7 protein-coding genes and 2 pseudogenes are annotated in these 14379 nt (G+C 67.1%); 7 read left to right on the top strand and 2 right to left on the bottom strand.

The window, feature by feature from the left end; genetic code table 11:
- Positions 1-314, top strand: a pseudogene (locus G3N97_RS28450) (peptidase S53); the annotation flags it as partial.
- A 233-nt stretch (positions 315-547) separates the two neighbouring features.
- On the top strand, positions 548-2209 hold the full coding sequence (locus tag G3N97_RS28445) for a peptidase S1 (RefSeq protein WP_205996318.1): 1662 nt from the start codon (positions 548-550) through the stop codon (positions 2207-2209).
- Between the two features lie 56 nt (positions 2210-2265).
- Here the strand turns inward: G3N97_RS28445 and G3N97_RS28440 are convergent, their stop codons facing one another.
- Complete coding sequence (locus G3N97_RS28440; RefSeq protein WP_205996317.1) at positions 2266-2790, bottom strand: nucleoside 2-deoxyribosyltransferase; 525 nt, start codon at positions 2788-2790, stop codon at positions 2266-2268.
- Positions 2791-2861: 71 nt separating this feature from the next.
- On the bottom strand, positions 2862-3248 hold the full coding sequence (locus tag G3N97_RS28435) for a Rap1a/Tai family immunity protein (RefSeq protein WP_205996316.1): 387 nt from the start codon (positions 3246-3248) through the stop codon (positions 2862-2864).
- A 340-nt stretch (positions 3249-3588) separates the two neighbouring features.
- Between G3N97_RS28435 and G3N97_RS28430 the strand changes: the two genes are divergently transcribed.
- From G3N97_RS28430 to G3N97_RS28410, 5 genes and pseudogenes are all read left to right on the top strand, one after another.
- Positions 3589-4461 carry a transporter substrate-binding domain-containing protein gene (locus tag G3N97_RS28430; protein WP_205996320.1) on the top strand — a complete coding sequence of 291 codons (873 nt, stop codon included), beginning with the start codon at positions 3589-3591 and terminating at the stop codon, positions 4459-4461.
- Positions 4462-4717: 256 nt separating this feature from the next.
- The gene (locus tag G3N97_RS28425; RefSeq protein ID WP_205996315.1) at positions 4718-5959 is read left to right on the top strand and encodes an FAD-dependent oxidoreductase; all 1242 of its coding nucleotides are present in this window, start codon (positions 4718-4720) and stop codon (positions 5957-5959) included.
- Positions 5960-6417: 458 nt separating this feature from the next.
- Positions 6418-10005: an exodeoxyribonuclease V subunit gamma gene (gene recC, locus G3N97_RS28420; RefSeq protein ID WP_346778133.1), complete on the top strand. Its 3588-nt coding sequence runs from the start codon at positions 6418-6420 to the stop codon at positions 10003-10005.
- The gene (gene recB, locus G3N97_RS28415; RefSeq protein WP_205996314.1) at positions 10002-13910 is read left to right on the top strand and encodes an exodeoxyribonuclease V subunit beta; all 3909 of its coding nucleotides are present in this window, start codon (positions 10002-10004) and stop codon (positions 13908-13910) included. Before recC ends, recB begins: the two co-directional genes overlap by 4 nt.
- Positions 13907-14379: pseudogene (locus tag G3N97_RS28410) on the top strand (hypothetical protein); the annotation flags it as partial. The gene recB and the pseudogene G3N97_RS28410, both read left to right, overlap by 4 nt.

The following is a 14379-nucleotide window of genomic DNA, read 5'->3' as shown; positions in this document are numbered from 1 at the left end:
GCGGCGTGCCCGACGTGGCCGGCGACGCCGATCCGGCCAGCGGCTACGCAGTGCACATCGGCGGCGCGGATACCGTGGTGGGCGGCACGAGCGCGGTCGCGCCGCTGTGGGCCGCGCTGATCGCGCGCATCAACGCGACGAACGGCAAGGCGGCGGGCTTCGTCAACGCGAAGCTCTACGCGCAGCCCGGCGCGTTCAACGACATCACGAGCGGCAGCAACGGCGATTACACCGCCGGACCGGGCTGGGACGCCTGCACGGGACTCGGCACGCCGGTGGGCAGCAAGGTGGCGGCGGCGCTCGGCTCGGCGTAGCATCGAGTGCCTGCGCGCTCCGCCTGGTTCGCGCTCGATGCGGGGCGCGCACAAAAGTTTTCCTGCGTGCGCAAAAGTTTTCCTGGTTTCCGAAGCGAAACCGCGTGCCATCCGCGCCGTGTCGATCGTGACGCGGCGTCCTGGCGCGCGGTGCGTCACCGTTGCAGCCCCCACGCCTGCCGTCAGGCGCGGCGCTGAACGACCCACCGGCGTACCACGAGCAAGGAGACGACATGAACGAAGAGGCTCAGTCCAGCAACGGTCAAGAACACGGTCCGGCCGGCAGCAACGGCAAGCACCGCAGCCCCGCCGACCAGCCGTGCTTCGATCCCACCGCCTACGGCAACGGTCCCGACGACTTCGTCACCGACATGACCGAGAACGCCGCCATCACGCATCACGCGATCCAGATCGGCAAGGAGGTGATCGCCTACACCGCGACCGCGGGCCACCTCGTCACCGTCGATCCGAGCAGCTCGCAGCCCAACGCGAAGATCTTCTACGTGGCGTTCACGAAGGACGGCGTGCAGGCGCAGGACCGTCCGGTCACGTTCTTCTATAACGGCGGGCCGGGTTCGTCGTCGGTGTTCGTGCTGCTCGGCTCGTTCGCGCCGCGCCGCATCAAGACGTCGATGCCGGGCTTCACGCCGCCCGCGCCGTATACGCTCGAAGACAATCCCGACAGCCTGCTCGACAAGAGCGATCTCATCTTCGTCAATCCGGTCGGCACGGGGTATTCGGCGGCCATCGCGCCGCATCACAACCGCGACTTCTGGGGCGTCGATCAGGACGCGGACTCGCTCAAGCAGTTCATCAAGCGTTATCTGAGCGCGAACGATCGCTGGAATTCGCCGAAGTTTCTGTACGGCGAATCGTATGGCACGGCGCGCAGCTGCGTGCTCGCGTACCGTCTGCACGAAGACGGCGTGGACCTGAACGGCATCACGCTGCAATCGTCGATACTCGATTACACGCAGAGCGGCAATCCCATCGGCGCCTTGCCGACGGCCGCCGCCGACGCGTGGTTTCACAAGCGGCTCGGCGTGAAGCCCGCGCCGAAGGATCTGCAGAGTTTCGTCGCGCAGGTCGCGCAATTCGCGCGCACCGATTATCGCGAGGCGCTGGCGAAATTTCCCGATCCGAAAGATCCGTCGATTCCCGCCACGCTCAAGACGCTCTCGCAATACACGGGCATCGACACGCAAACGCTGCAGGCCTGGAATCTCGACGTCGCCGGTTACGACAGCCGCGGCAATTCGCTCTTTCTCACCACGCTGCTCAAGGACAAGGGCGTGGCGCTCGGTTCGTACGACGGGCGCGTGACGGCGATCGACACGGGCATTGCGGGCAACGTCGATCCGAATGCGGGCGGCAACGATCCGACCATGACGGCGGTCAGCGGCGTCTACACGGCGATGTGGAACAGCTATCTGAACGAGACGCTCAAGTTCCGCACCAATTCGTCGTTTACGGACCTCAACGATCAGGCGTTCAAGAACTGGAATTTCGGCCATATCGATCCGACCGGCGCGCAGAAGGGCGTCGACGCGCAAGGCAATATCGTGCTCTACACGGCCGGCGATCTGGCGGCGGTGATGGCCTTGAATCCGGATCTACGCGTGCTGTCCGCGAACGGCTATTACGACTTCGTCACGCCGTTCTATCAGACCGTGATCGATCTGCAGAAGATGCCGCTCGCCGACCAGAAAGTGCGCGACAACCTCAGCGCGCGCTTTTATCCCTCGGGGCATATGGTCTATCTCGACGGCGCGTCGCGCACGGCGCTCAAGGCCGATCTCGCGAAGCTCTACCAGAGCGCGGTCGCCGACCGTCCGGCCGTGGCGCGCATCCGCGCGCTGCAGCGCATGAGCGCGATGAGCGCGCTGCATCACTGAGCGCGCTGCATCACTGAGCGCGATAGCTGGCGGCGCGTGAAGCGCGAGGGCGCGCGTCAGAGCGTGCGTCCTTGCGCCATCGCGGCGAGGCACGCGCGCGCGTCGCCTTGCACGATGCGCGCCGAGCACGCGATCATGAGGTTCTTCGAGAGCCCGAAATCTTCGACCAGAAAGCCGCGCTCGCAGATGCGTCCGCGCGCGTCGGCCTGCGAGGGCACGCGTTCGGCCAGCGTGCCCTGGTCCGTCGTATAAGCCCAGATTTCCTTGCCGAGCGCGGCGGCGAAGCCGATCTCGAACGCCGTGCCGGAGTCGGGCTCGCCGGGGCCGCGAAAGTCGTCGACATTCGCCATGACGATGTCGGCGGTGCGGATCGATTCGATGTTCGCGTGGTAGATCCAGGCGGCCTGGCGCGGGCCGTCGAGGTCGGCGGGCGCCTGGGCGTCGAGCGGATAGACGCCTTCGAAGCCGAACTCCGCGCACGCGGCAACGAGTCGCGCGCCGTACTCGATCGCATCGAGACGAAAAACGTCGAAGCCCGCGAGATAGACGCGCGGACGAAGGGGCGAGGCGGCGAGGATCATGGCGGAAAATCTCCAGTCGGGGGCCGGGGCGGTTTGCCGATTCTAGCCCCGTTGCCCGCGCCCGGGCAGGATCAGCGCTTCGCCTGGCAGGGGTACGCGGCGATCAGCGCCTTGTAGACGACCGCGCCCGTGGGTTCGAGCATATTTTCCAGATGGCCCTTCATATACGCGAGCACCGCGCCGAGCTGCTGCGGACGCGTGGCGTTCGGCGGCAGGCAGTAGCGCGGCTGCTGGCGGTCGAGCAGCGCCTGCACGAGCGCGCCGTTGGCGTAGCCGGCCATGTACAGCAGGCAGGCGTCGCGGTTCTCGGGCTTCTGGCAGGCGGCGTAGAACACATCGGACTGGTCGATGGAGGGCACGGCTTGCGCGGGCGCCGGTTGCGCCGATGCGCTGCCGGCGGTGAATGGAGCGGTGAGGGCGGCGGCGAGCGCCAGCGCGGAAAGGGTTGCCTTGGTCATGTTGCTTCCGTGGAAGGGAGTGCGAACGAATACAGCGCAAATACAGCGCGAATACAGCCCGAATGCGGCGCGAACGCGCCGTACCGGTGAGGACGATGCGCGCGGCGGCCCGCGCGAGCCGGGCGCAAGAATAGTCGCGTCGCTTTATCGCGGGCTTGCCGTCCGTCAAAGGGAAGCGGTGGCCGTGGCATGATGCAGGGCGGCATCGGATTTCGGGATGCGCGCAAGGTTTGCTGCCGTTCGCCCGTCAACAAGGAGAGAGACTGTTATGAGCCGATTGAGGCGCCCGCCGTCGAGCGCGCGTACCGCCGCCCGCGCCGCGCTCGTCACGTTCGTCGCGATGGTAGCCGTCATCGTGGCGTGGCCGGGCCAGGCGCGCGCGCAGGTCGCGCAGCCCACGCTCGACAAGATCCGCGACGCCAACGCGATTGCGATCGGCTACAGCGAGACCTCGGTGCCGTTTTCGTCGGTCGATGCGAACGGCAAGGTCGTCGGCTTTTCGCAGGACATCTGCGACCGCGTGATCGCGGCGGTCAAGGCGCGCACGCAGCGGCCGGGGCTGGGCGTGCGCTTTATCGCCGTCACATCGCAGAATCTCATGCCACTCGTGCAGAACGGCAGCGTCGATCTGGTCTGCGGCGTGACGACCAATACCCGCGCGCGCCAGCGCCAGGTGCAGTTCTCCGATACGTTCTTCATCGCCGATACGCGCCTGCTCACGCGCCGCGACTCGGGCATCCGCGATTTTCCGGATCTCGCCGGCAAGACCGTGGTCACGAATCAGGGCACGACGTCCGAACGCATGCTGCGCCGCATGAACCTCGATCGCCACATGAACATGCAGGTGCTCAGCGCGCACGACTACGGCGAGGGCCGGCGCATGCTCGAATCGGGCCGCGCCGTGGCCTACATGATGGACGACGTCCTGCTCGCAGGCACGCGCGCCCACATGGCGAAGCCGTCGGACTGGGTGATCGTCGGCACGCCGCAGTCGTCCGAGGCCTATGCGTTCGTGATGCGCAACGGCGATCCGGGCTTCCGTCAGGTCGTCGACGACGCCATGAGCGCGCTCATGACGAGCGGCGAAATGGCCCGGCTCTACGCGAAATGGTTCGAGCAGTCGACGCCCGGCAGCGGCGCGGCCTGGCGGTTTCCGATGAGCGACGCGCTGCGCAAGCTCTACGCCGCGCCGAACGACCGCGCGCTCGATTGAGCGGCGATACCCGCGCGAAACGGGGACTTTTGCAGGGCGGGCGGCGCGATCGTGAGATGATCTCGGTCCCGGCCAGCGGCGCGAGCACGCGTTGCCGATCGGAAACACGGCGCAAGCAGGCGCAAGCAAGGCACTAGCCGCGTGTTTCCGATGCGAAAATGGCGGGCCAAAGCGTGCCTGAACGAAACAGGCGACGCGGATACGAAACACGAACACGGCGCGCGGGCCGCGCGCACGCAGACCTCAGGGAGCGGACATGCAGGAACAGGGCAGCACGGTGGTGATCGTCGGGGCAGGGCACGCGGGTGGCAATGCCGCGGCGCTGCTGCGTCAATACGGTTTTGAAGGGCGCATCGTGCTGGTGGGCGAAGAGCCCGTGCCGCCGTATCATCGTCCGCCGCTCAGCAAGGCGTATCTGAAGGGCGAGGCCGATGTCGAGCGCCTCTGGCTCAAGCCGCGCCAGTTCTACGAAGACAACCGCATCGAGCTGAAGCTCGGCGTGAGCGCGCAGTCGCTCGACCGCGCGAGCCACACGCTCACGCTCAGTGACGGCAGCAGCCTGCACTATGACAAGCTGATTCTCGCCACCGGCTCGCTGCCGCGCGCGCTGACGGTGCCGGGCCACGACCTCTCGGGCGTGGTCGCACTGCGCACGCTCGCCGACGCCGACGTGCTGCGCGAACGCGTGCAGCCCGGCGAGAAGCTCGTCGTGATCGGCGCGGGCTATATCGGCCTCGAAGCCGCCGCTGCCGCGCGCCAGCTCGGCCACGACGTGACCGTGCTGGAAGCCGCGCCGCGCGTGCTCGGCCGCGTGACGGGCGAAATCGTGTCGACCTTCTACGCCGACCTGCATCGCGCGCAGGGCGTCGATCTGCGCCTGAACGCGAAGATCGAGGCGCTGGTGGGCGAAAACGGCAAGCTCACGGGCGTGCAGCTCGCGGGCGGCGAAGTCGTGCCGGCCACGCTGGCGCTGATCGGCATCGGCATCGTGCCGAACGTGGGGCTGGCCGAGACGGCGGGCATCATCTGCGTCAACGGCATTCAGGTCGACGACGATTCGCGCACCTCCGACGCGGACGTGTTCGCCATCGGCGACTGCGCGAGCCGTCCGCTTTCGCACTACAGCCGCACGGGCCGCCTCGAAAGCGTGCACAACGCGGTCGAGCAGGCGAAGCTCGCGGCGGCGGCGATCGTCGGCAAGCCGCGTCCGGCCTGCGACGCGCCGTGGTTCTGGTCCGATCAGTACGAACTGAAGCTGCAGACGGTCGGCCTGCTCGAAGGCTATGACGAGACCGTCGTGCGCGGCGACCCGGCGGCGCGCCGCTTTGCCGTCTACTACCTGAAAAACGGCACGCTGCTGGCGGTCGATGCGGTCAGTTCGATGCCCGACTTCCTGTGCGGCAAGAAGCTGGTCGGTTCGGGCAAGACGCTCGACTTGGCGGCGCTGCGCGATCCGGCTACGGATATCGGCAAGTTCGCGGCGGCCACGCTGGCCTGAGCGCGGCGGCTGCGCCAGCAGACGGGAACGAAGCGCGGTCGAATTCAAGCGCGGATTCGACCGCGCTTCGACCGCGGTTCGACCGTGAATTCGCGACCATCACTTCAGCGCATGTTCACGCCACGCGCGCGCTACACCGCACTATCTACGCACGAAAGCCCCCATGCGGCTCACGTCATCCTCGACGTGGACGCCATACCCGCTCCGGGCGCACGCGCGGCCTGAACCGGCCTGAACCGTCGCTGGCCGCGTCGCAAAACCTGGCATCGTTGAGCACGCCGATGTCGTAAACTATCGCATCGGGCCGCGGATATCCTCGGGGCGGCACGCGCCGCTCCGCGCCGCGCCCGAGTTTCCTATCGGCAACATTTGCGACATTTACGACCAGGCGACATGGCCGCATTCCACCCGCACGATCTTCTTTCCCGGCCCGCCCGCGCGCCGCAACGGAGCCGCATGTGAACGCGCGCGCCTTGCCTCCGGGCCTGATGCTCGTTCACGGCAACGAACCCGAACGGCTGCGCGATCTGATCGTTCAGTGGATCGGTCAGCATCCGATCGCGCCGCTCGAAAAGGAAATGCTGCTGGTGCAGAGTAACGGCATCGCGCAGTGGCTCAAGCTCGCGTTCGCCGCCGATCCCGAGGACGGCGGTTGTGGCATCGCGGCGGCACTGGAAATGTCGCTGCCTTCGCGTTTTCTCTGGCAGGTCTATCGCGCGGTGCTGGGCGAGGACGCGGTGCCGGCCGTCTCGCCGTTCGATAAATCGCGCCTCGTCTGGCGGCTGATGCGCATGCTGCCCGCGCTGCTCGACGAACCGGGCTACGAGCCGCTCAAGCGCTTCATGGCCAACGACGAGGAACAGCGCAAGTGCTTTCAGCTCGCGCAACGCGTGGCCGACCTGTTCGACCAGTACCAGGTGTATCGCGCCGACTGGCTCGCTGCGTGGGCCGATCACGACGACGTGCTGATCGACGCGCGCAACAACCGCGTGCCGCTCGCCGACGACGCGCGCTGGCAAGCCGCGCTCTGGCGCGCGCTGCTCGCCGACGTGAGCGAACGCGCGCCTGCGGGCAGCGCGCTCGCGCAAACCGGCCGCGCCGCCGTGCACGATCTCTTCATGCGCCGCGCGCAGGCGTGGCAGGAAGGCGAGCCGAGGCCGCGAGGCCTGCCGCGCCGCCTCGTGGTGTTCGGTATTTCGAGCCTGCCGCGCCAGTCGCTCGAAGTGCTCGCGGCGCTCGCGCGCTGGAGCCAGGTGCTGCTCTGCGTGCACAACCCGTGCATGCATTACTGGGCCGATATCGTCGCCGACCAGGATCTGCTGCGCGCGCGTCACGCGCGTCAGCGTCGCCGCGCGGGCGCGCCCGCCGTGCTCGACGAATCGCAACTGCATCTGCACGCGCAGCCCTTGCTGGCGGCGTGGGGCAAGCAGGGGCGCGACTTCATCGGCCTGCTCGACGAATACGACAGCGACGAAGCGCGCGAAACCTACACGCCGCATTTCACGCGCATCGGCCAGCGTATCGATCTGTTCGACGGCGCCGACGCGCACACGCTGCTGCAAGAGTTGCAGGACGATATTCGCGATCTGCGTCCGCTGCCGGAAACGCGCGAGCATTGGCCCGCCGTCGATCCGCAGACCGACGAGTCGATCCGCTTTCACGTCGCGCACAGCGCGCAGCGCGAAGTGGAGATCCTGCACGACCGTCTGCTCGCGGCGTTCGCGGCGGACCCCGCGATGCGTCCGCGCGACGTGATCGTGATGGTGCCCGACATCGAGATTTACACGCCGCATATTCAGGCCGTGTTCGGTCTCGTCGATAGCGACGATCCGCGCTATATCCCGTTCAGCGTCGCGGACCGCGCGCAGCGTGCGTTCGATCCGCTGATCGGCGCGCTCGAAATGCTGCTCGCGCTGCCGCACGGACGCGTGACCGTGAGCGACGTGCTCGATCTGCTCGAAGTGCCCGCCGTGCGCGCGCGCTTCGAGATCGACGCGGAAGATGTGCCGACGCTGCGCAACTGGATCGACGGCGCGAACATCCGCTGGGGTCTGCATGCCGAACAGCGCGCGAGCCTCGGCCTGCCGCCTGGCGAAAGCGGCGCGCCCAACAGTTGGGCCTTCGGGCTGCGTCGGATGCTGCTCGGTTATGCGGCCGGCGATCGTGCGAACGCGTGGCGCGGGATCGAACCGTATGCGGAGATCGGCGGGCTCGACGCGGCCTTGCTCGGCCCGCTCACGCGCCTGATCGACGCGCTCGACCACGCATGGCGCACGCTGCGCGAACCGGCGAGCGTGGACGTCTGGTGCGAGCGCCTGCGCGCGCTGAAGTCCACCTTCTTCGCCACCGACGAAGGCGAGGACGCGTACACGCTCGAACGCCTCGACAGCGCGCTCGAAACGTGGCGCGACGCGTGCAGCGAAGCCGAACTCACGGACGCGCTGCCGCTCGCCATCGTCGCCGAAAACTGGCTCGGCCAGCTCGACGGCGGCGGCCTTTCGCAGCGCTTTTTCGCGGGCGCGGTGACCTTCGCCACGCTCATGCCGATGCGCGCGATTCCGTTTCGCTACGTCTGTTTGCTCGGCATGAACGACGGCGATTATCCGCGCAGCCGCACGCCGCTCGACTTTGACCTGATGCGGCGCGACTATCGTCCCGGCGACCGTTCGCGCCGTGAGGACGACCGCTATCTGTTTCTCGAAGCGCTGCTGTCCGCGCGCGAGCATCTGCATATTTCGTGGATCGGCCGTAGCGTGACCGACAACACGCCGCGTCCGCCTTCGGTGCTGGTAGGGCAGTTGCGCGATCACATCAAGGCGGGCTGGCGACTCGACAGCGAAGACGGCAAGCCCGATGCGCTGCTCGACGCGCTCACGATCGAACATCGTTTGCAGCCGTTCAGCGCCGACTATTTTCCGGCCGATCCGCGTCACGCGCCGCTGTACACCTATGCGCACGAATGGAGCCGTCCCGCGCCGCTGGCGAGCGGCGCGGCCGACGCGCCGACGCTGCCCGCGCCCGAACGCGACGAGCCGCTTTCGGTGCGCGAACTCGCGGAGTTTCTCCGCGATCCGGTGCGCAGCTTCTTTCGTCAGCGTCTGCGCGTGGCGCTCGAAATGCAGGACGAGGCGAGCGAGAACCACGAGCCGTTCGAAGTGGATGCGCTGCAGGCGTGGCAGTTGCAGGGCGAACTGATTCGCGCACAGGTGGCGGCGATGGAGCGCGGCGAAACCGATCTCGAACCGGTCGCGCGCGAACGGCTCGAACGCATGCATCGCAGCGGCGATCTCGCGAGCGGCGGCTTCGGCGAAGTGATCGGCGAGGAACTGCTTGCGCCGATGGAAGAACTGTTCATCGAATATCGCAAGGCGCTCGCGCGCTGGCCGCGTCTGCGTACCGATCAATATGAAATTCGTCTGGATCTCGCGCGCGAAGGCCGCACGATCGACGTGCAGGATTGGCTCGACGATATTCGCGAAGGCGAGGACGGCACGCTCGGGCGCGTGATTCTCGAACCCGGCACGCTCGTGAAGGACAACAAGTATCGCGGCGAGCGGCTCGTCGCGTACTGGGTCGCGCACGTTGCGGCACAACTCGCGGTGGGCGAAGTGACCACGGTCGTGGTGAGTAAGGTGGGCGTGGCGGAGTTCGCGCCGCTCGCGCGCGAGACTGCGCGCGCGTGGTTGCTTGCGTTGCTGGCGGCGTGGGACGAAGGCTCGCGGCGGCCGTTGCCGCTCGCGGTGAAAACAGCCTTCGCCTGGCTGCGCAAATTGCCGGCGGACTACGACGCGGCGTCGGGCGCGGTGCCCGCCGAAGCGTGGGAAGCGGCGCGCACGGCCTTCGAGGGCGCGGCGCGCATGGCGGGCGAGTGCGAGACGAATCCGTACGTGCGCCGCGCGTTTCCTGACTTCGACACGCTGATCGCGAACGACGAATTCGCGACGCTCGCGGCCACTTTATTGCTGCCGGTGCAGCGCGCGCCGCTCGCTTCATCGAAGAAGAAAAGCGGCGCCGCGTCTGCCGACAACGCAGGAGACGCCGCATGACCCCCGCCGACGACATGATCGCCAACGAACTGAAGCCGCTTTCGTTTCCGCTTTACGGCAGCCGCCTGATCGAAGCGAGCGCGGGCACGGGCAAGACTTTCACGATCGCGATGCTTTACGTGCGCCTCGTGCTCGGTCATGCGGGCACGCGTGACGCTCAGGAGCGCGACGAGTTTGAGTTCGGCGACGAGTTCGACGAATTGAGCGAAGACGAAGAAGGGCTCGCGCACAGCGAAACCGCTGCCGATGCACAGCCCGCGATGCGTCCACTCACGCCGCCGGAAATTCTCGTCGTGACCTTCACGGATGCCGCCACGAAGGAGTTGCGCGAACGGATTCGCGCGCGCCTGATCGAAGCGGCCGAGTATTTCCGCGCCGAGCCCGGCGAAGATTCGCAGCACGCGACGGGCACCGATCTGCTGCATGATCTGCGTGCAGAGTATCCCGAAGCGCAATGGCCCGCGTGCGCGCGCCGTCTGCAACTCGCCGCCGAATGGATGGACGAAGCGGCGGTCTCGACGATTCACGGCTGGTGCAATCGCATGCTGAGCGAGCACGCCTTCGACAGCGACAGCCTGTTTTCGCAGACGCTCGAAGCCGATCAGACCGAGTTGCGCGCCGAAGTCGTGCGCGATTACTGGCGCACGTTTCTCGCGCCGCTCGACGCGCAGGACGCCGCGCAGGTCCGCGCGTGGTTCGCGAGTCCCGATGCCTTGCACGGTGCGATTCGCAGCCTGCTCGGCCACGCCGAACTGCTGCCCGACGCCGATGTGCCCGAAGCCGCGCTGAGCGAAGCCCGCAAGCAGGCGCACGACGCGCTCGAACTGCTGAAAGCGCCGTGGCGCGCGGGCATCGACGAAGCGGAAGGCCTGATTGCGGCTGCGCGCGAGAAGAAGCTGTTCGACGCGAAGAAACTGAATACGCGCAATTGCGAAACATGGTTCAGCAAGCTGCGCGAATGGGCCAACGATCCCGAGAGTCTGCATCCCGGTTTCAAGGACGATGCGGCCGTGTGGACGCGTCTCACGCCTGCCGGTCTCGCGGAAATCTGGAAGGACGGTCCACCGCCCGCGCACGATTGCTTCGTGGCGATGGAGGCGTTGCGCGAGGCGCTGGCCGCGCGGCCCATGGCGAAGCTGCCGATTCTTTGCCACGCGGCGCGCTGGATCGCGCGGCGTTTCGAAGAAGAAGAGACGCGCCGCTCGCAGATGGGTTTCGACGAACTGCTCACGCGTCTGCTCGACGCGTTGAAGAAGCTCAATGGCCCGCGTCTGGCCGAGATCATCCGCAAGCAGTATCCGGTGGCCTTGATCGACGAGTTCCAGGACACCGATCCGGTTCAGTACCGGATCTTCGATGCGGTCTACGATATCCAGGCGAACCGCAATGAGACGGCTATCGTCTTGATTGGCGATCCTAAGCAAGCGATCTACGCGTTCCGTGGCGCGGATATCTACACGTATCTGCGTGCGCGCGAGGCGTGCGCGGGGCGGCTCTATACGCTCAAGAAGAATTTCCGCTCGACGCGCGCAATGGTCGATGCGGTCAATCGCTGTTTCGAGGCCGCGGAGCAGCGGCCCGAGGGCAGCGGCGCATTCCTGTTTCGCGGCGCGCCAGGCGAAGCCAATGCGTTGCCTTTCGTCGCGGCGGATGCAGCAGGGCGTCCCGACTCGCTGGTCGCGCCCGGTGGCGACGTGCCCGCGCTGAACGTCTGGTGGTTGCCCGCTTCGGCCGACGGCAAACCCTTGAGCAAGACCGCGTATTTCGCGAGCATGGCGGCGAGTTGCGCGACCGAGATGGCGCGCCTGCTGAATCTCGGCCAGGCGGGCGCGGCGGGCTTCGTAGGCGAGCACGGCATGCGGCCCTTGCAGCCGGCCGACATGGCGGTGCTCGTGAACAATCGCGACGAAGCGCGCGCGATTCGCGAAGCGCTGGCGGCGCGTGGCGTGCGCAGCGTTTATCTGTCCGATCGCGATTCCGTGTATCAAACGCCGCAAGCGGAAGAATTGCGCTACTGGCTCGGTGCGTGCGCCGAACCCGACGATGGCCGCCTCGTGCGCAGCGCGCTCGCAACGGGATCGCTCGGCCTCGGCTGGGATGAACTCGATGCGCTCGGTCGCGACGAAATCGCGTGGGAAGCACGCGTGCTGCAATTCCGCGGCTATCGCGAAGTGTGGCGCAAGAAGGGCGTGCTGCCGATGCTGCGTCGTCTGCTCAACGACTTCCATGTGCCGCAGCGTCTGCTCGGCGCGAGCGCGGCGGCGGGCCTGAACGGCGAGCGCGCGCTCACGAATCTGCTGCATCTGGCCGAACTGTTGCAGCAGGCGAGCACGCAGCTCGACGGCGAACACGCATTGATCCGCTATCTCGACGAACAACGCGAGGACGAGAGCGCGGGCGGCGGTGGCGACGCGCGCCAGTTGCGCCTCGAAAGCGACGCGGGGCTCGTGCAGGTGGTGACGATCCACAAGTCGAAAGGCCTCGAATATCGGCTCGTGTTCCTGCCGTTCGCGTGCGCGCATCGCGCGGTGAAGGCCGACGACGTGCCGTTCAAATGGCACGACGAGGCGGGCAATCTGCGCGTCACGCTCGAAGCGGATATGCCGGTGCTGGCGCAGGCCGATCGCGAGCGGCTCGGCGAGGATCTGCGCAAGCTTTACGTCGCGCTCACGCGCGCGCGTTACGCGACGTGGATCGGTTATGCGCCGGTGCAGAACGTCGAAGGCAGCGCATTCGGTTATCTGGTGAGCGGCGGCGCGCCGTTGCCGGCGGAGCAGAGCGCGACGCTGCTCGGCGAGTTGCGCGGCGCGTGCACGGATATCGCGGTGGCGGAAGCACCTTTGCCCACGCAAGAAACATTCGCGCTGCGCGGGCCGGGCGTCGTGCGCGGCCACGCGCGCATGTTCCCGAGGCGCGGGCGCGAACCGTGGTGGATCGCGAGCTATTCGAGCCTGAAAACCGTGGAGGGCACGCAACCCGCCTACGCGGCGCAGATGTCGCAGATGGCGCAGGAAGAACACATCGCGCCCGACACGCGCAGTGAAGACGTGTTTCGCGAACTGCTCGACGCGCGCGTGATCGACGATATCGACGCGGACGATGGGCTGCCCGTATCGGCGGAACTCGCGCCCGAGGGCGCACCGATGCACGGCTTCGAGCGAGGCGCGGACGCCGGCAGCTTCCTGCACGAACTGATCGAGTGGGTGGCGAACGAGGGCTTTGCGGAAGTCGCGCGCGACGCCACGAAACTGCGCGACATGATCGCGCGGCGCTGCAACGTGCGCGGCTGGTCGCAATGGATCGATACGCTCACGTCGTGGATGCTGGCGTGGCTCAGCACGCCGCTGCGCCTGCCGTCGATCGATGGCGAGGCGGTGGCGCCGCTCACGCTCGCGAAGCTCGACAGCGCGTCGTATATGGCGGAAATGGAATTCTGGGTCGCGGCGCACAAGGTGAATACGCTCGAGCTCGATGCGCTCGTCACCGAACTCACGCTCGACGGCGCGCCGCGTCCGCCGCTCGACGCGACGCGTTTGAATGGCATGCTCAAGGGTTTTATCGATCTGGTTTTCGAGCACGAGGGCCGCTATTACGTCGCCGATTACAAATCGAACTGGCTCGGAGCCGACGATGATTCGTACACCGAATCGAGAATGAGCGCGCAGATTCTGCACTCGCGTTATGAGTTGCAGTACGCGCTTTATCTGTTTGCGCTGCACCGCTTGCTGAAGGCGCGCTTGCCCGATTACGACTATGACCTGCACGTGGGCGGCGCCGTCTATATGTTCCTGCGCGGCGGCCGTGCGCCGAGCCAGGGCTTGCATTGCGAGCGGCCGCCGCGCGAGCTGATCGAAGGACTCGATGCGCTGTTCGCGCATCACGACGCGCTTGAGGATGCAGCATGAGCCCGCGACGCAACACGCGCAACGATTTGCCGAAAGGCGCGATCGGCACGACCGGCGATCTGTTCGACACGTTCTTGCCTGAAGAGATCGAGGAGGTGGTGAAGCCCGCGTCTGTCGAAGCGGCTGAGTCCAGCATGCCGCGCGCGAACGCCAGTGAGTCGGCGGCGCAGATGCTCGCGACGCTCGATCGCTGGGTCGAGCGCGGCTGGCTGCGCACGCTCGACGGCGCGTTCGCGCGCTTTCTGCTCGACGAGACGCCCGATGCGCCGCCGCTGTTGTTGCTCGCCGCCGCGCTTGCGAGTCACCAGTTGGGGCGCGGCCATGTGTGTCTCGACTTGCAGGCGACGCTCGACGATCCCGCCTTCGCGCTCTCGCTGCCGCCCGATGGTCCGCAAACGCCCACGGCCGAGCCGCCGCAGCCGCCCGCCGACGTGCTCGCGGGCGTGACGCTCGAGCGCTGGCGCGCGGC

The sequence above is a fragment of the Paraburkholderia sp. Ac-20347 genome (assembly GCF_017104805.1).
Taxonomy (GTDB): Bacteria; Pseudomonadota; Gammaproteobacteria; order Burkholderiales; family Burkholderiaceae; genus Paraburkholderia; species Paraburkholderia tropica.
This window is presented reverse-complemented; position numbering and strand designations above follow the sequence as displayed.

Coding starts and splice junctions, on each gene's coding strand:
- G3N97_RS28440 (WP_205996317.1), bottom strand. CDS start 2,790: ATGATCCTCGCCGCCTCGCCCCTTCGTCCGCGCGTCTATCTCGCGGGC.
- G3N97_RS28425 (WP_205996315.1), top strand. CDS start 4,718: ATGCAGGAACAGGGCAGCACGGTGGTGATCGTCGGGGCAGGGCACGCG.
- G3N97_RS28435 (WP_205996316.1), bottom strand. CDS start 3,248: ATGACCAAGGCAACCCTTTCCGCGCTGGCGCTCGCCGCCGCCCTCACC.
- G3N97_RS28445 (WP_205996318.1), top strand. CDS start 548: ATGAACGAAGAGGCTCAGTCCAGCAACGGTCAAGAACACGGTCCGGCC.
- recB (WP_205996314.1), top strand. CDS start 10,002: ATGACCCCCGCCGACGACATGATCGCCAACGAACTGAAGCCGCTTTCG.
- G3N97_RS28430 (WP_205996320.1), top strand. CDS start 3,589: ATGGTAGCCGTCATCGTGGCGTGGCCGGGCCAGGCGCGCGCGCAGGTC.